The sequence below is a fragment of the Streptomyces chromofuscus genome (genome assembly GCF_015160875.1).
GTDB classification, from domain to species: Bacteria; Actinomycetota; Actinomycetes; order Streptomycetales; family Streptomycetaceae; genus Streptomyces; species Streptomyces chromofuscus.
Window position 1 is genome coordinate 491,796 of the sequence record NZ_CP063374.1, and the last position, 16,535, is coordinate 508,330.

Annotated in this window: 19 protein-coding genes and 1 pseudogene; 14 read left to right on the forward strand and 6 right to left on the reverse strand. The window is 71.2% G+C overall.

Annotation, left to right across the window (positions count from 1 at the left end):
* Positions 1-48 precede the first annotated feature (48 nt).
* The gene (locus IPT68_RS02105) at positions 49-831 is read right to left on the reverse strand and encodes a Rossmann-fold NAD(P)-binding domain-containing protein (RefSeq protein WP_228040711.1); all 783 of its coding nucleotides are present in this window, start codon (positions 829-831) and stop codon (positions 49-51) included.
* On the opposite strand from IPT68_RS02105, the gene IPT68_RS33725 reads away from it, so the two are divergent.
* The 13 genes from IPT68_RS33725 to IPT68_RS02165 all read left to right on the forward strand — a co-directional run bounded on the left by IPT68_RS33725 (position 811) and on the right by IPT68_RS02165 (position 10,838).
* The gene (locus tag IPT68_RS33725; RefSeq protein ID WP_228040751.1) at positions 811-960 is read left to right on the forward strand and encodes a hypothetical protein; all 150 of its coding nucleotides are present in this window, start codon (positions 811-813) and stop codon (positions 958-960) included. The two genes, IPT68_RS02105 and IPT68_RS33725, sit on opposite strands and share 21 nt — an antisense overlap.
* 9 nt (positions 961-969) lie before the next feature.
* Positions 970-1,929, forward strand: coding sequence for an AraC family transcriptional regulator (locus IPT68_RS02110; RefSeq protein ID WP_189701236.1), 960 nt, complete (start codon positions 970-972; stop codon positions 1,927-1,929).
* Between the two features lie 155 nt (positions 1,930-2,084).
* Positions 2,085-2,558: a hypothetical protein gene (locus IPT68_RS02115; protein ID WP_189701237.1), complete on the forward strand. Its 474-nt coding sequence runs from the start codon at positions 2,085-2,087 to the stop codon at positions 2,556-2,558.
* A gap of 199 nt (positions 2,559-2,757) precedes the next feature.
* On the forward strand, positions 2,758-3,459 hold the full coding sequence (locus IPT68_RS02120) for a hypothetical protein (protein ID WP_189701238.1): 702 nt from the start codon (positions 2,758-2,760) through the stop codon (positions 3,457-3,459).
* Between the two features lie 7 nt (positions 3,460-3,466).
* Complete coding sequence (locus IPT68_RS02125) at positions 3,467-4,219, forward strand: MauE/DoxX family redox-associated membrane protein (protein ID WP_194074047.1); 753 nt, start codon at positions 3,467-3,469, stop codon at positions 4,217-4,219.
* Positions 4,195-4,728, forward strand: coding sequence for a TlpA family protein disulfide reductase (locus IPT68_RS02130; protein ID WP_189701240.1), 534 nt, complete (start codon positions 4,195-4,197; stop codon positions 4,726-4,728). Before IPT68_RS02125 ends, IPT68_RS02130 begins: the two co-directional genes overlap by 25 nt.
* Complete coding sequence (locus tag IPT68_RS02135) at positions 4,725-5,639, forward strand: peptidoglycan-binding domain-containing protein (RefSeq protein WP_189701241.1); 915 nt, start codon at positions 4,725-4,727, stop codon at positions 5,637-5,639. Before IPT68_RS02130 ends, IPT68_RS02135 begins: the two co-directional genes overlap by 4 nt.
* Complete coding sequence (locus IPT68_RS02140) at positions 5,640-5,831, forward strand: hypothetical protein (RefSeq protein WP_189701289.1); 192 nt, start codon at positions 5,640-5,642, stop codon at positions 5,829-5,831.
* A 60-nt stretch (positions 5,832-5,891) separates the two neighbouring features.
* Positions 5,892-6,407, forward strand: coding sequence for a hypothetical protein (locus IPT68_RS02145; RefSeq protein ID WP_228040194.1), 516 nt, complete (start codon positions 5,892-5,894; stop codon positions 6,405-6,407).
* A 217-nt stretch (positions 6,408-6,624) separates the two neighbouring features.
* Positions 6,625-7,359: a D-Ala-D-Ala carboxypeptidase family metallohydrolase gene (locus IPT68_RS02150; protein ID WP_189701242.1), complete on the forward strand. Its 735-nt coding sequence runs from the start codon at positions 6,625-6,627 to the stop codon at positions 7,357-7,359.
* 135 nt (positions 7,360-7,494) lie between these two features.
* Positions 7,495-9,243 carry a glycoside hydrolase domain-containing protein gene (locus tag IPT68_RS02155; RefSeq protein ID WP_189701243.1) on the forward strand — a complete coding sequence of 583 codons (1,749 nt, stop codon included), beginning with the start codon at positions 7,495-7,497 and terminating at the stop codon, positions 9,241-9,243.
* Between the two features lie 10 nt (positions 9,244-9,253).
* On the forward strand, positions 9,254-10,192 hold the full coding sequence (locus IPT68_RS02160; RefSeq protein ID WP_189701244.1) for a penicillin-insensitive murein endopeptidase: 939 nt from the start codon (positions 9,254-9,256) through the stop codon (positions 10,190-10,192).
* A gap of 148 nt (positions 10,193-10,340) precedes the next feature.
* Positions 10,341-10,838, forward strand: a complete 498-nt coding sequence (locus IPT68_RS02165) for an NUDIX hydrolase (RefSeq protein ID WP_228040195.1) — start codon at positions 10,341-10,343, stop codon at positions 10,836-10,838.
* Between the two features lie 36 nt (positions 10,839-10,874).
* Here IPT68_RS02165 and IPT68_RS02170 read toward each other — a convergent pair whose 3' ends face one another.
* Complete coding sequence (locus IPT68_RS02170) at positions 10,875-11,717, reverse strand: class I SAM-dependent methyltransferase (RefSeq protein WP_189701245.1); 843 nt, start codon at positions 11,715-11,717, stop codon at positions 10,875-10,877.
* A gap of 70 nt (positions 11,718-11,787) precedes the next feature.
* Here IPT68_RS02170 and IPT68_RS33730 point away from each other — a divergent pair.
* Positions 11,788-12,001: pseudogene (locus IPT68_RS33730) on the forward strand (HAD-IA family hydrolase); the annotation flags it as partial.
* A 46-nt stretch (positions 12,002-12,047) separates the two neighbouring features.
* Here IPT68_RS33730 and IPT68_RS02180 read toward each other — a convergent pair.
* The 4 genes from IPT68_RS02180 to IPT68_RS02195 form a co-directional block, all read right to left on the reverse strand.
* Positions 12,048-12,494 carry a DoxX family protein gene (locus IPT68_RS02180; protein WP_228040197.1) on the reverse strand — a complete coding sequence of 149 codons (447 nt, stop codon included), beginning with the start codon at positions 12,492-12,494 and terminating at the stop codon, positions 12,048-12,050.
* Between the two features lie 159 nt (positions 12,495-12,653).
* On the reverse strand, positions 12,654-13,793 hold the full coding sequence (locus IPT68_RS02185; RefSeq protein ID WP_189701247.1) for an AI-2E family transporter: 1,140 nt from the start codon (positions 13,791-13,793) through the stop codon (positions 12,654-12,656).
* Positions 13,794-14,028: 235 nt separating this feature from the next.
* Entirely contained in the window at positions 14,029-15,633 is a 1,605-nt protein-coding gene (locus IPT68_RS02190; RefSeq protein ID WP_189701248.1) for a DEAD/DEAH box helicase, read from the reverse strand.
* 96 nt (positions 15,634-15,729) lie between these two features.
* The gene (locus tag IPT68_RS02195; RefSeq protein WP_189701249.1) at positions 15,730-15,933 is read right to left on the reverse strand and encodes a cold-shock protein; all 204 of its coding nucleotides are present in this window, start codon (positions 15,931-15,933) and stop codon (positions 15,730-15,732) included.
* Between the last annotated feature and the right edge of the window lie 602 nt (positions 15,934-16,535).

Here is a 16,535-nt window from a genome sequence, read left to right on the forward strand (position 1 = left end):
CTCGGGCCGCTCCACGCTGCCGGCACGTCGTGGCCGGTGTCGCATGCCTCAGCGCTGCCCGCGTCCCTCCACGGCCCATGCCGCACGCGGCACCTCACGTGCGGCCCAGTCCGCGAATCCCGTGGCCGCGCGGCCCAGGACCTGCTGGACGCCGTCGGAGACATACGCGTCGGCTCCGGTGCGGATCGCCTCCAGCATCGCCATCCGCCACCGCACGTACCCCTCCGGTGTGCCGGCCGCCCGCAGGCCGGCCTCGTGGTCTGCCGGGTCCTCGTGCGCGAAGCGGACCGTGGTCCCGGAAGCCTCGGAAAGGGTCTTCGCGGCCTCTTCGAAGGTCAGCGCGGCAGGGCCGGAAAGGGAGATCCGCTCGCCGATGAACGTCCGCTCGACGAGGACCTTCGCGGCGGTCTCGGCGACGTCCCGCACGTCGACGAACGGCTCGGCCCCCGCGCCCACGGGCTGCCTGATCAGCCCGTCGACGGGCACGAACATCGCCTCGGTGAAGTTCTGCGCGAAGTGGCTGGGACGCAGCACCGTCCACGGGACCGGGCCCGCCGCAAGAGCCCGCTCGGCGAGATACACCGCACCGCCCGGAAGGAACTCCACCGCGCGCGCCGAGAGCAGCACGGCGTGCTGCACGCCCTCCCCTTCCGCGACCTCCAGGAGGGAGGTCAGCGGGCCGCTCCAGTCCCGCGCGGAGCCGGGGCCGACGATGAAGACCCCGTCCGCTCCCGCGAGCACCGGCTGCCAGGTGGACGTATCGTGCCAGTCGAAGCGGGCCGGTGACTTCCGGCTGGCCGCCACCGCGTGATGACCTTGATCTTCCAGCACCTCGCCGAGACGCCGCCCGACTTTTCCGCTTCCGCCAAGAACAACAAAATTCGCCATGCCGTCGACGTTACGGAGCTGCCCAACGATGATGGATGGGCGATCAGCCAGAAAACATTCGCGTTCGTCTAGGCTGGCGAAGTGGACGTGCTCAGCTATCAGCTCACCCGTGCACGGGCACGTGGCGCCGTGTTCTCCGCCCTGCGCCGCGTCGCGCCCTGGGGGCTGGCATTCACCGGGCGGCGGCCCCTGACCGCGCACATCCTCCTCGACGGAGCGGGGTGGCTCACCCCGAGCCAGGAGGAGCCGGTCCGGCTCGCCGCCGGCGACGTCGTCCTCGCCACCGCCGGAGACCCGTACGAGATCGTGAGTGAGGTCGGCGCGGACATCGAGACGATCACTGACGCCCGCCGCCGCGGCAGCGACCACGGGCCGGGACAGGCGTCCCACATCGTGTGCGGCGCGTACGTGGTCGAGGGAAGCGTCGGAAAGAGTCTGCTGGAATCACTGCCCCGATTCGCCCGCATACCGGCGCACGCGCAGAACCCGCGGCATCGTGACGCGATCAGCCTGCTGGCCGCGGAGGCGGAAGGAACGGGGTCCGGGCAACAGGTACTGCTCGACCGGCTGCTGGACCTCAACCTGGTCTACGCGCTGCGCACCTGGTGGCAGCAGGAGCACCAGCGGGCGCCCGGCTGGTACCGGGCACTGACCGACCCCCGACTCGCGCGGGTGATCCAGGCGATCCACGCACACCCCGAACGGACATGGAGGGTGGAAAGCATGGCCCGCACCGCGGAGATGTCCCGTGCCGGCTTCTCCGCCACCTTCAAGGAGATCATCGGGCAGAGCCCCGGCAGCTACCTGACCCAACTGCGGATGGGACACGCCGAGGACGCGCTCCTGCGCACCGACGCGACCCTGGCCGCCATCGCGGCCGACGTCGGCTACACCAACGAGTTCGCGTTCGCCACCGCCTTCCGCCGCGCGCACGGCCTCCCACCCGGCCAGTGGCGCGCCACCCACCGGCCCACCCTGCAACGGGAAGCCACCACTACTGCCGCACAGCGTGACGCAGTTCACCGCTCGGACACCCTCTGACCGCAGGGATTGCCACCCCAGGCACAAGACACCTGATGCCCAAAAGACGCTCAGTGGTTCACCGTGCGCCAGTGATTGACATGAGCATATTCATACGTCCAGAATCAGCCAACTTCGCTCACTCACAGGAAAGATCCGTTCGAGAGGATGATGCATTGCACCTCAAGGGGCACCGCATAAGTCTCTGTTCCGCGATCACCACCGCAGTCCTCGCCGCCTCCGCGGTGGCGGTCACCACCGAGCCCGCGCAGGCCGACGCCATCTGCCACACCACGTGGGAGATCGCCTACAGGGACGTCGGCACCTACTACCCGGTCACGCTGCACGGGACCACGGTCTACCTGCAGAGCGGCAGCCCGAACGGATCCGCCCGCGCCAAGGCCAGTCTGAGGGCCGGCGACATCCTCACCCTCGACCGCTCCAAGTACCAGACCACCCGCAAGTGGTCGACGACCACCCAGGTCATGAACGAGCTGAACGGGTACGACTACTGCGGCATCACCGCGAGCACGAGCGGAACGCACTACACCCAGCAGATCGAGGGTTACCAGAACGCGATCCGTGTCTGCCTGCGCCGCAGCGGCGCTCTGCAGTGCAGCAACATGTGGTACGCCGACCAGGACGGTTGACGACCGCCTCGGGCGCAGACCCGGAGTCCCTTCCGGGTCCGCGCCCAATCCCAGCGCTGCCACACAGGCCGGACAGTACCGCGCGAAGCCTCAGTCGACCGCGAATCCGGATCCCGTGCAATTGACAGGTGCATGTTCATTGCCTAGGTTCCTCTCCGGTCGCGGCGTCGCTCAGGCCCGCACCCCCGGGAGGATGAACATGGTCGCACCGTTCGTCACTCACCGCGCCCTCGACGGCGCGACGTATCGCATGGAGGGCGATCTCGACCTCCATGCACCCTGCACCTCCGCCGTCGAGGTGGTGGTCGGCGGGCGGCTGGTCGAGTTCACCGCGGGGCCTGCCAGTCTGGGAACCGATGTCGCCGCTTCCCTCGGCATCGACGCACCGGACTCCGAACTCACCTTCCAAAAGGGCACGCTGCGCATCCACCACTCGGTCGAACGCGAACCACGCTCAGGGCTCGTGGAGCGGCCGTCGCTCGTCGTGTGGCGCGGGGAGCGCCACGCGCTCGTGACCCGGCTCTACGGCATGACCGAGGCCGAGGTGCTCGGGCTCCTCCGGTCGGTGCGTATCGCCGAGACCGAGTACGGAGTCACCCTCCAGCCCGATCCGTCGACGGGCAGCGCCTTCGCACGGCCCGCGACGGTGATCAAGGAGGTACCCGGCCTCGGGCTGCTGGAGCTGTCCCGGCGGACCAAGGAGCACACCGCCCAGCTTCCTCCCTGGAAGGGCGTGTCGGTCGCGTCCGGTGAGCTGTTCCGCGACACGCTCTTCGACGGCAGCCCGTTCTTCGTGCTCTCCTCCCCCGAAATCTGGGCGACGCTGGTGCCGTTGGCGTCGACATCCGTCGAGCGGGTGCCCGAGCTCGTCGGGCGGCTCGCGCTGCGGCGCACCGGGTGAGCGGCCGGTGACCGACTTCTACGGCGGGCTGACCGCCGCGATCGTGACGCTGGTCCTGCTCTGGGGAGCGGGCGCCCATGCCGCCCGTCCGGCCGCCCTGGGCGAGGCGCTGCGGGAACACGGGGTGCTGAGCTCGCGGCTCCTGCGGTGCGCGGCCGTCGCCCTGCCGGTCGCCGAGGGCGCCCTGGGGGCGGCCGGTGCCGGCGCGCTGCTGGCGGGGCACCAGCGGGGGCTGCAAGCCGTACTCGCCGCCGCGGCCCTTCTCTTCGCCCTCTACGCCGGCTACACGCGGCACGTCCTCGCCCTCGGCCATGGGGGTCCCTGCGGCTGTTCGCACAGGGATGTTCCGCTGAGCCGCTGGGTGACCCGGCGGGCCGCGGTTCTCGCCTGCCTCGCACTGACCGGTGCGATCCTCGCCGCCTCCGGACCGGTGGAGCTCTCGGCGACGGAGCTGACCACGCTCCTGCTCGCAGCCCCGGCCTGCACCGTCCTGCTGTGGGTCCTCCCCGCCGCCATGCACGAGCCGACCGCAGCCACCGTTCACCGTCCGCCCACGGCAACGCATCACCATCCGAGCACGGCAACCGCTCACCACCCGACCACGGCGACCGCTCACCGGCCGTCCGAAGCCACCGCCCACCATCCGCCCACGGCACCCGCCCACCAACTGCTCACCCCCCCCCACCAGCCCACCGCACCCCCCGCCCACCAGACCCCCGAAGGAGTACCGACGCGATGGACTTCACCACCAGCGCCGTGATCGTCTCGTGGGCGGCGATCGCGCTGCTCGCGCTGGTCGTCTCGGGACTGGTCAGGCAGGTGCACCAGTTGTCGCGCGCGCAGCCGCACCAGCCGGGGCGCGTGGGCATCGCGTCCGGCGCGTCGGCGCCCGGGCTCGACGCACCCGGGCTCGACGGCATCGTCTCGGCGGACCGCACCACGCTGCTGCTGTTCCTCTCCGCCGACTGCGGCACCTGCGTCCAGGTGCTCGCCGAGGCCGGCGCCTGGACCGCCCGCCAGGGCGGTGACGTCGCCCCGCGGGTGGTCGGGCTCTACGCGGGCCCCGCACCGCGGTCCGGCGAGGGCGCCGTCCCGGTGCTGGGGGACCGTGCCGAGCTGTTCACGGCGTACGACATCCCCGCCACCCCCTACGCGGTGGCCGTCGACGTCGGAGGCCGGATCGCGCGTTCGGAGCCGCTCGGCTCGCCCACCGCACTGCTGCGGTTGCTCGACGACCTTCACCCCGCGACGCCGAGGAGCCTGCCATGACATCGCTGGACGACGTGCCCACGCTGCGCCGGTCGGGAACCGGCGGGCGCTCCCGGACCAGGCGCGCGGTCCTGCCGTCCTTCGCGCCACGCAGGCGTACGGTGCTGCAGGCGGCGACCGCCGTGGGCTTCGCCGCGCTGGGGGTGTTCCCCGCCGCCCGGAAGGCGTACGCAGACGGCTACGACATCTGGACCGGTGCGTGCCCGAGTTACGCCGCGGACCACAACTGCTCCCCGGGCTGCGGGCCGAGCACCGTGTACGCCGACGCCTGCGTGACGTCGGGGACGAACACCGGCTTCCACCGCTCGGACGGTGTCACCTGGACGCTGCGGCCCAACCAGTGTTACGCCGGTACCTACGACGGCTGGCTCTGGGCCTACAGCTCGGCCTGCGGCACGTGCGGCTGCGGCATCGAGCGGCGCTGCCACGACGGGTACCGCAACACCGGCTCGGGCTGGGTGAAGTCCATCTGCCGCTGGACCACCTCGTGCGGCTGCCCCGGCTCCGTCACCTGGCCGACCACGAGCCGCGGAGCCACCGGGCCCGACGTCCACACCGTGCAGCACCTGCTCACCTTCCACGGCCATCCGACGGACGTCGACGGCATCTTCGGGCCGGACACCGAGGCGAAGGTGGAGGAGTTCCAGTCGGCCAACGGACTGAGCCCCACGGGCAGCGTCGGCCCGGCCACCTGGCCCGTCCTGGTCGTCACCGTGCGGCAGGGAGACGTCAACGACGCCGTCCGGGGCGCCCAGCGACAGCTCAACAAGCACGGCTACGCGCTCAACGTGGACGGCAACTTCGGCACGCTGACACGGCAGGCCGTCATCGCGTTCCAGACCCGGAACGGCCTGACCGCCGACGGCGTGGTCGGCCAGAACACCTGGCGCACACTGACCGGGACGGTGTAGGTGAGCGGCCCCGGCCGTCCCGTGGCCCGGCCGGGCGGCGTCCGGACTGCCGTACGGATGCGGCTCACCGATCCGGCCCTGCCCGTGGTGGCCCTGGGGGCTGCGGCCGTCGCCGCCGCCCTGCACGCCCCCGTACTGACCTGGGCGATCACCGGAGGTCTGGCCGGCTACTCGCTCTCGGGCTCCGTTTGAACGCGCAACAGCGCGTTCGCGCTGGCCTCGCCAGGTTGGCGAGCGACGTACAGACAGGCAGTGGTCCTCGGCGTGTTCACCGTCGGCCTGCTCGTCGGCGGGGCGCTGACGGCCGCGGTGCTGTGGCTCCTGTCCGGTCTCTTCACTCCGGTTCCGGCCGGCGGGCGGCAAGGGCTGATCGTGGCCGCCGCGCTGCTCGCCGCGCTGCGCGACGCGGGCAAGCTGTCACTGAGGCTGCCGCAGAACGCCCGGCAGATACCGCAGGACGTGCTGCGCCGCCATCTGGCGCGTGGGGCGCTGCAGTTCGGTTTCGAGCTCGGCACGGGGGTGCGTACCTACGTCTCGGCGAGCGCGCCGTACGCGATGGCGGTCGCCGTGCTGCTGTCGGGAGGCTCCTGGGCGCCCGCCCTCGCCGCCGGCCTCGGCTTCGGCGCGGGCCGGGCTCTCACTCCGTCGCTGCGCAGGCTCTCGGGCGACGGGGAGCGCTGGGACGACCTGCTCGCACGGCGGCTGAGCGGGATGACCGTCGTGTGTTCCGCGCTGATCGGCGCTGCCGCCTGCGCGGTACTCCAGTAGTCCCGCGGCCGACGGCGTCACGAGCGCTGGAGCTGCCACGGACCGGAGGGACGACACCTGCCACCCACCGGATGGCACAACAGCTGTTGCCTGCTCGCAGGTTGTGCCGGTGGTCTGGTCCTGTGGCAGCTGGTGACGGAGTGGACACGCCACGGTTGCGGCGTCAAACTCTGCTCAACCCCCTTGCGGGTCGCCAGGATTCGAGGACGGAGACACGATGCAACGACGTACGGTCCGACTGCTCCTCTCATTTGTCATGCTCATGGCTGCCACATTGGGCGGCGTGTTGGCCACGGCCGGCCCGGCCCAGGCCGACGAGTGCTACACCTGGAACCGCACCCTGTCCGAGGGCATGTCGGGCTCCGACGTCACCCAGCTGCAGATCCGGGTGGCCGGGCACGTCGACTACGGCGAGATCCTCTCCATCGACGGCAACTTCGGCCCGCGGACCAAGGCCGCGGTCACCAAGTTCCAGCAGGCGTACGGGCTGTCGGCGGACGGCGTCGCGGGCAGCCAGACGTTCAGCAAGATCTACGCGCTCCAGGACCCGGACTGCACGCCCATCCACTTCACCTACGCCGAGCTGAACAAGTGCAACTCCGACTGGTCCGGTGGTGCGGTCAGCGCGGCGACGGCCAAGTCCAACGCCCTGCGCACCATGTGGAAGCTGGAGGCCATGCGGCGCATCATGGGCGACGTGCCGATCGTCGTGTCCAGCGGCTTCCGCTCGTACTCCTGCAACAGCGCGGTGGGCGGCGCCTCGAACAGCCGGCACCTGTACGGCGACGCCGCCGATCTCGTCGGCAGCCCGTCGTTCTGCCAGCTCGCGCAACGGGCCCGCTACCACGGCTTCGGCGGCATCTTCGGCCCCGGCTACCCCGGCCACGACGACCACACCCACGTGGACGGACGCACCAGCCGCTCCTGGTCCGCACCCAGCTGCGGCATCTGACCAGCGCACTCCCACCCGCACCGCGCGTCCCGGCACGAAGCGATCCACCGTGCCGGGACGTTGCTCGCCCGGCACGGAGCAGACGCGTCGTGCCGCTCCCCCTCGCTCTCCCCCGCACCGAGTAGGAGTGCCCTGATGTCGTCCCGCAACCGCCGGCGCGTCCGCGCCGGAACGGCCTTACTCGCGGTGCTCGCCGGTATCGGCGCGTTGGCCGCCCCCGCGACCGCCCAGGCGGATTCCCCACCCGAGAACCGGCGGACCGTCACCTACCACGGCTACAGCGTCGACGTGCCCACCGACTGGCAGGTGGTCGATCTGGCCGAGAACCCGCGCGCCTGCCTCCGCCTCGACAGACCCGCCGTCTACCTGGGTCGGCCCGCCGACCAGAACGACTGCCCCGCACGGGTCGTCGGCCGTACGGCGGGCATCGTCGTCGAGCCCATCACCGCCCGCTCCGCCGGGCAGGCGACGGCGGCGACGGCGCGGGCACCGCGCGGCAAGGCCACCGCCCCGTCCGCCGCGTCCCGCAGCGACACCATCCAGATCGCGGTCGAGGACGCCGGGGTCCTGGTCACCGCCGCCCACACCCCGGCCACCGAGAGCCTGGTGCGCGAGGTTCTCGCCTCGGCCGAGCTCACCGCCGGCGCCGAGCGCACCGAGCTGCCCGACTCCGGACAACGCTCCGACGCCGCGCCGCTGGCCGCGGCCGGGCCGCAACCGGGCTCCTACCTGGGCAAGGGCTTCGACGCCTGCACCGCGCCCTCGCAAGCCGCCATGAACGCCTGGCAGTCCAGCTCGCCGTACAGCGCCGTCGGCGTCTACATCAGCGGTTCCTTCCGCGGCTGCGCCCAGCCGAATCTGACCGCGACCTGGGTGACCAACCAGACCAACAACGGCTGGCGCCTGATCCCCATCGACGTCGGCCGTCAGGCGCCGTGCACCAGCTACTCGCTGAAAATGTCCACCGACCCGGCCACGGCCAAGTCCCAGGGTGTCACCGCGGCCGCCGGCGCCGTCAGCGCCGCGTCGAGCCTCGGCATCCCGCCGGGCAGCGCGATCTACAGCGATATCGAGGCGTACACCTCGACCACTTCCTGCAAAGCGGCCGTGCTGTCGTACCTGTCCGGCTGGACCGAGCGGCTGCACAGCAGCGGCTACCTGTCGGGCTTCTACTCCAGCGCCGCCTCCGGCATCAGGGACGCCGCCAGCGAGTACAACAACACCGCCTACACGCGCGTCGACCACATCTTCTACGCCTGGTGGAACGGCGCCGCCGACACCAACACCGGTACCTACGTGCCGTCCACGTACTGGTCCAACCACCAGCGCATCCACCAGTACGTCGGCGAGGTCACCGAGTCCTACGGCGGCTACTCGATCAACATCGACCGCGACTACCTCGACGTGGGCACCGGCACCCCGCCGCCGCCCGGCTGCACCGGCGTGAACCTCAACTTCACCGCGTACACCACCGTCCAGAGCGGCTCGACCGGTGACCTGGTCAAGGCCGCCCAGTGCCTGTTGCAGGCCGCCGGCTACGACCCGGGCACACCGGACGGGATCTTCGGCCCCGACACCGCCACCGCCACCAGGAACTTCCAGTCCAGCAGGGGGCTCTCGGCGGACGGCGTGGTCGGCCCGAGGACCTGGACCGCGCTGCTGTCCCGGGGAACCACCCCGACCCTCCAGAACGGCTCGACGGGAGAGGCCGTCACCCGTCTGCAGCGCTCCCTGACCGCCGCGCTCGGCCGGACCGTCGCCATCGACGGCATCTTCGGCTCGGGCACCACCCAGGCCGTACGCGACTACCAGTCCTCGCGCGGGCTGGGCGTCGACGGCATCGTCGGCCCCGCCACCTGGGGCGCCCTCCAGTCAGGAAAGTGAGGAAGGGCTCATGAGACAACTCTGGCGCGTCATCGCGCTGTTCGCCGCGGTGGCCGGTCTGCTCCTCGGAGCGGGCATCCCCGCGCAGGCCTTCTCCCAGGCCGCGTTCCCGCTGACGAGCAACGGCAACCGGGGCACCGACGTCGTCGCGCTGCAGCACCTGCTCGCCGCACACGGCCGCACCGTGGCCGTGGACGGCGTCTTCGGCTCCGGCACGCACAGCGCCGTCGTCGGCTTCCAGCAGTCCAAGGGTCTGACCGCGGACGGCATCGTCGGCCCCGCCACCTGGGGCGCGCTCGCCATCACCGTGCGCCAGGGTGACAACGGGCCCGCCGTGAAGGCCGTCCAGGCGCTGCTCAACGCGAAGCGGGGCGCCGGCCTCTCGGTGGACGGAGCCTTCGGACCCGCCACGTACACGGCGGTCCGCACCTTCCAGTCGCACGCCGGGATCGGCGTGGACGGCATCGTCGGACCGACCACGTGGAAGAACCTGCTGTGGCACTTCGAGAACATCGACTTCGGCCCGGGCACGATGTGCGCGCAGAGCCCCGACGGCAACGCGAACGCCCACTGGGCGACAGCGGGCGCCGTCGGGCAGCTCGAAGCCGCCGCCGCCACCTTCGCCGGCACGGGCAACGGCAGACTGCCGGTCGGCGACGCGAGCTTCGAGCACGGTGGGGACATACCCGGCCACGCCAGCCATGAGGTCGGGCTGGACATCGACGTGTGGCCGATCCGCACCGACTCGGCGCAGTGCACCGCCGGACGCATCACCTGGCAGTCGTCGACGTACGACCGCGCGGCCACCCGCCGGCTCGTGCAGGAGATCCGGGCGAAGGCCCCCGGCCATGTCGAGTTGATCTTCTTCAACGACCCGCAGCTGATCTCGGAAGGCCTGACCACGAGCTACCCGAACCACGACAATCACCTGCACATCCGCTACCGCTAGGCACCCGTGCGCGGGCCCGTCGCCTCCACGCACGGGCCCGCGGACGTACGGCCCCGCAACCGACCGCGGCGCTCCCCGCATCACGAGCGCCGCGCCGGCCGCGTGACGAGTAGGGCTACTGCCGGACCACGGCGGGCATCATGTCGACGTGGCTGCTCCCCACTCTCCGCCGCTCGCCGTCGACGACCGCGGCAATGCCCTGGTCTCCTTCGTCCCGGGAGCGGAGGACGAGCCGCCCGGTGACGCGCCCCTGCCCTTAGCACTGATGGCCCTGTGGCACCGCGACCGCGTCCTGATGACCTTCAACCGGTTCCGACAGGCCTGGGAACTGCCAGGCGGTCTGATCGACCCGGGTGAGACGCCTCGCCGAGCGGCCGCGCGGGAGTTGCTGGAGGAGACCGGACACGTGTCCGGAGGGCGGATCCGCTTCGTCGGCTTCGCCCGCTTCACTCTGGCGCCCGACCAGCGGGCCGAGTACGGCGCGCTGTTCACGGGGCAGGGCGCCGACGTGTCGCAGTCGTTCCAGCCCAACGACGAGATCGCGGCCGTCCGGTGGTGGGACCTCCGGGCGTCCTTGCCGGGGGCGCTCCAGCCGCTGGACGCCCACCTCGCGGAGCTCAGCCGCAGCGCGCCGCCGAGCACGTGAAGCCCGCTCCCCGGTCGTGGCGGGCACCACCGCGCGTCAAGGCGCACGGCGACGGCGCCCTGAGGGAGCCGCTCGTGCGACCCGCAGCTCCGTGAGGTACCGCTTGGTGACCCGGCCTCCGTACCGTCTGTCGATCAGCCCGGCGATGCACTCCAGCAGTCCGTCCCTGGCCTCCGGCGGCAGCGCCCGATGGCCGGAGTAGGTCCGCAGCACCTCCAGGTACTCCGCCGTGCTGTACGTCAGATCCCACGCGTAGCGCCGGAAGACGACGGGACCGAACCGGCCGCTGCGTGCGACCTCATCCGCGTGGTCCGAGGTGTCGACGTCCTGCGGGGAGGGAAGCCGCAGCCCCGGTGGGGTGGCCGGATCGAAACGCTCGTAACACTCCTGAACCTCGACGAAGAACTCCGCGCTGCCGCCCGCCACATGCTGCGTGGCGACCACGGCGAGGGCGCCACCGGGCCGCAGCGCGTCAGCGGCCTTCGTCATCCGCACCGCCGGGTCGATCCAGTGAAACGCCGTCGCCGAGACGACCGCGTCGAACGGCTCCTGCGGCAGGGGCCAGGTCTCGAAGTCCGCCGTCACGATCTCCACCGCCGCGAACCCGGCCAGGTTGCGGCGCGCGACGGCGGCCATGTCCGCGCCCAGTTCGACGGCGGTGATCCGGCAGCCGCGCTCGGCGAGCGGCAAGGTCGCCTGGCCGGTGCCCGGCCCCACCTCGAGGACATGACAGCCGGGTTCGATGCCCGCCACCTCGGTGAGGTCGTCGAACAACTCCGGCGGATACCCGGGCCTGGCCCGGTCGTACAGCTCGGCGTCCTCGTCGAAGGTCCGACTCAACCGCACACGACGCGTTTCGTCGGGGGTGTCGTCGCGCATGACAGCACCCTAGTGCCGCGGCAGGCATTCACCCCGTCGCGACGACCGGCACGCCCTCTCGCCGCACCGGCCGGGCCGCACCTGGTCACCGGTCCACGTCCTGCACGAGGGCGGCGGCGGCCGCCCCGAACCGCAGGACCGCGTCGACTACGTCCTCCACCGCGGTCTGCGGGTTCTCGACGCGCGGACGTACGTGGCCGGTACCCCGCGGGCCGGCCGGCGACGACTGGCCGTCCGACCACGCAGCGGTCATCACGACGTTCGCCATGCCCGACGCGCAGTGAACGGCGCGACCGGGCACCCGGGTTCACATGCGCAGAGCGCGCCGTGTCATGCGGCCGGGCCGGACAAGCGGACCTCGTCCGCGGCGGTACGGCCCCGACGGGCCCGTCCTGTCACCGACAGGGCGCCCGGCCCGAAGAAGACCAGCAGCAGGAAGCCCCAGCAGAACAGCGCGGGCGACAGACCACCGTTCTGCAGAGGGAACAGCCCGTCCTTCTGGTGCTCGGTGAAGTAGGCGAACGCCATGATCCCCGAGCTGACGAAGGCGGCGCTGCGCGTGCCCACCCCGAACAGGACAAGAACACCGCACACCAACTCGATCACCCCGGCGTACCAGAACGGCCAGTCACCCACCGGGCTCGCCTCGCGGCCCAGCACACCGAAGACGGTGGCGGCGCCCTCACTGGTGAACAGCAGGCCAAGGACGATCCGATACGCGCCGAGTACGAGGGGCTGGTAGCCGGTCAGTCGGTCGTTCATTCTTGCGGTGCTCATGGGTGAGTACTCCTCGAACCAGTACGTGCGTCGCCGAGCGACGCAGGCGGGGCGGGACCAGCCCCTCCCCCACTGACTACGTCCGCGCCGGCCGGTTGACTCACCGCGACACCCGGCCGGCCGACGTGGTGGGCGACGGAAGCGACGTCCGACGCGTCGTCAGGTGGCGAGCGGGGCCGTCATGGGCTCCGGGTCGTTCCCGAGATCGGGACCCGGAGCGCCGTCCGGCTCCCGCGGCGGCTCGGTCAACTGCTCGCGCACGTAGTTCCAGACGACGGCGATCAGTGCGGCGGCCGGAACGGCGAGCAAGCTGCCCACGATGCCCGCCAGGCTGCCTCCCAGGGTCACCGCCAGCAGGACGACCGCCGCGTGCAGGCCGAGTCCCCGGCTCTGGATCATGGGCTGGAAGACGTTGCCCTCCAACTGCTGGACGACGACGATGATCGCCAGCACGATCAAGGCGTCCATCAGCCCGTTCGACACCAGGGCGATGAGCACGGCGACGAATCCCGCGAACAGGGCGCCGATGATCGGCACGAACGCGCACACGAAGGTGAGCACGGCCAGCGGGAGGACCAGCGGAACGTCCAGGACCCAGAGTCCGATGCCGATGAGGACGGCGTCCAGCAGACCGACCGCCGCCTGGGAGCGCACGAAGGCCCCGAGGGTGTCCCAGCCGCGCTCGGCCACGGCAGGCACGTCGGTCGCGAGGCGACCGGGCAGCTGACGAGCGAGCCACGGCAGGAAGCGCGGTCCGTCCTTGAGGAAGAAGAACATCAGGAAGAGGGCGAGGACGGCCGTCACCACTCCGTTGACGACGGTGCCCACACCGGTGGCGAGGGTGGTGAGCATGCTGCCGACGCTGTTCTGGAGACGGTCGGTCGCGGTGTCCAGGGCGCTGGTGATCTGGTCGTCACCGATGTTCAGCGGCGGACCCGCGGCCCACTCCCGTACCCGCTGTATGCCTTCCACCACTCCGTCCGTCAGCTCGCCGGACTGCGAGGCCACGGGGACGGCGATGAGCGCCACGGCGCCGGCGGCGACCATGAGGAACAGCACGGTCACCGCCGACGCGGCGAGTGCGGGCGGCCATGAGTGACGGCGCAGGAACCGGGCGAAGGGCCAGGTCAGTGTGGTGAGCAGCAAGCCGATGACCAGGGGCCAGACGATCGGCCACATCCGGCCGAGAAGCCAGAGCACCACCGCGGTCCCCACGAGGACCAGCAGCAGCTCCGCCGATATGCGCGCCGACGCACGGAGTGCGGCACGGGTTCTCGCAGGGCTCAAAGAGGCAGACATGCGATCACCCTATGCGCCGACACGCTCCGGCCGTCTGCGCGGCCCGCCAGACGTCTGGCCCGGAATCAATCCGTCCGTGCCGACGGGCCGACAGCCCGACAAGCCCGTTGGCGAAGCCAGTTGGCGGGTGGGACCGGAACCCGTCCCCGCCCTGCACTGCGCGCGGGTTCCGGCGAAGCCCCGGGTACCGGACCGGTGCGCTGATGAGCCGTCAGTCGGTGCGGCGACGGGCACATCAGCCGGCAGAACCCGCCCGACGGGCAGAACCGCGCCTGCCGTTCGCGGAGGTGCCACCGGACGCTGTCGCACCGGTCGCGGCCCGGCGGCCCGAGCCCTTGCTCCCCGTCCTGGTGGCGGCAGCGGAGGTGCCACCGGACGCCGTCGACCCGCTCGCGGCACGCCGGCCCGAGCCCTTGCTCCCCGTCCTGGTGGCGGCAGTCGTCGCCGCTTTGGCCTCACCGCCGTTCTGGCGTCGCCGGCCGGACCGCCTGCCGGGCTTGGCACCGTCATTCCGGTCCGCGCGGGACGCCGTAGGTGTCACCTGCTGGGGCACCTCGATGGTGACGGCCACGCCGGACGGCTCACGCGCGCCGGTGAGGGTGGCCAGTTCCTCGTCGCTCGACCGGGCCGCCCGAGGACGGATGCCCGCGTCCGACATGAGCCGGGTGACGTCCCGCTTCTGCTCGGGCAGGACCAGCGTGACCACGCTGCCGGAGCCGCCGGCGCGTGCCGTGCGGCCGCCCCGGTGGAGGTAGTCCTTGTGGTCGGTGGGGGGATCGACGTTCACGACGAGGTCGAGATCGTCGATGTGAATGCCGCGCGCCGCGACGTTCGTCGCCACCAGGGCGGTGACCTGACCGTTCTTGAACTGCTCCAGGGTGCGCGTCCGTTGCGGCTGGGAGCGGCCCCCGTGCAGTGCCGCCGCGCGGACACCCACGGCCAGGAGCCGCTTCGCGAGCCGGTCCGCGGACCTCTTGGTGTCCAGGAAGAGGATGACCCGGCCGTCCCGCGCCGCGATGCGCGTGGTGACGGCCTTCTTCTGGGTCTCGTCCTGAACGTGGAGCACGTGATGCTCCATGGTGGTCACCGCTCCCGCGGACGGGTCCACGGAGTGCACCACGGGATCGGTCAGGAACCGCTGCACCAGGCGGTCGATGTTGCGGTCCAGGGTCGCCGAGAAAAGCATGCGCTGACCGTCGGGCCGTACGCGCTCGATCAACTTGGTGATCTGCGGCAGGAAACCCATGTCGGTCATCTGGTCGGCTTCGTCCAGCACCGTGATGCGTACCTGGTCGAGTACGCAGTCCCCGCGTTCCACCAGGTCGTTGAGCCTGCCGGGACTGGCCACCACCACCTCCACACCGCGCCGGAGGGCAGCGGCCTGCCTGGTGATGGACAGCCCGCCGACCACGGTGGCCAGCCGGAGGTTCACCGCCGTGGCGTAGGGGGTCAGCGCGTCCGTCACCTGCTGGGCGAGTTCCCGGGTGGGGACGAGGACGAGAGCGAGGGGTGCCTTGGGCTCGGCACGCAGTCCGGCCGTGCGGGCGAGCATCGCCAGCCCGAACGCGAGGGTCTTGCCGGAGCCGGTGCGTCCCCGTCCCAGCAGGTCACGGCCGGCGAGCGAGTTGGGCAGCGTGGCGGCCTGGATGGGGAAGGGGGTGGTCACGCCCTGCGCGGTGAGTGTCTTCAGCAGGCCCGCGGGCATGTCCAGGTCGGCGAAGTCCGCGACGGCGGGAAGTGCAGGTGTCGTGCTTTCCGGCAGCCGGAAATCCGTCGGCGACGACGCGGGGGGTCGGGGCGACGAGGCGCGTCGGTTCGACTTCTGGGGCCTGCGGGGCATGCAGTTATCTGCCTTCCTGGAAACAGCGGAAACAGCACAAACCGGGGTCCGCACCATGAGGTGCGAACCCCGGTGAGCGGGATGCGCGACGGGCGATCAGGCGGGAACGATGTTCTCCGCCTGCGGGCCCTTCTGGCCCTGCGTGACGTCGAAGGAGACCCGCTGGCCCTCCAGGAGCTCACGGTAGCCCTGCGTCGCGATGTTCGAGTAGTGGGCGAAGACGTCGGGGCCGCCGCCGTCCTGCTCGATGAAGCCGAAACCCTTTTCGGCGTTGAACCACTTAACGGTTCCCTGTGCCATGTTCTTTTCCTTCGGTAGGCAGAGGCCCCATCCGGAGACGCCGGAAAACAAATAATGCGCCCGAAGGAGAAACATTCCCGTCAGGCGCACATAGATTCATGGGTACCACAACTGCAACTCCACGACACTAGCACACGTCGGCGGCAACAGGGGGGATCACCGGTTCCGCGTACACCCTCCGCCTGCCGACGGACACGAGCACGCCACCGCCGACCCGACCGGCCACCTGCACCGACGCGCGGAGGCACCGGCTTCCGCACCGCACCCGTCACCTCCACGACGCCCACCCCCAACGCCGCCCCTGATCTCCCACTGAGACACCGATTGGCGGGTTGCTGGTCATCGCTTTGTTGTCCGTGACGGGCTGCTTCGCTCGCTGTGAAGCGTGTCCCGGCGAGGACGGACGGCCCGCTGGGCTGACCGTGCGGGACCTGGCCGGGACGTACCGCAATGCGTCGGCCGCGGTGGGAGCTCAAGGGCGGCGAACGCGGCCGGGCCGACATCGAGCTCGCCTCGCCTTTCACGAGATCAGCGACTACGCCATCGGCCCGGGCACGTACGGGTCGTACTTCTACGTCACCGGAACCCGGAATGAGCCTCGG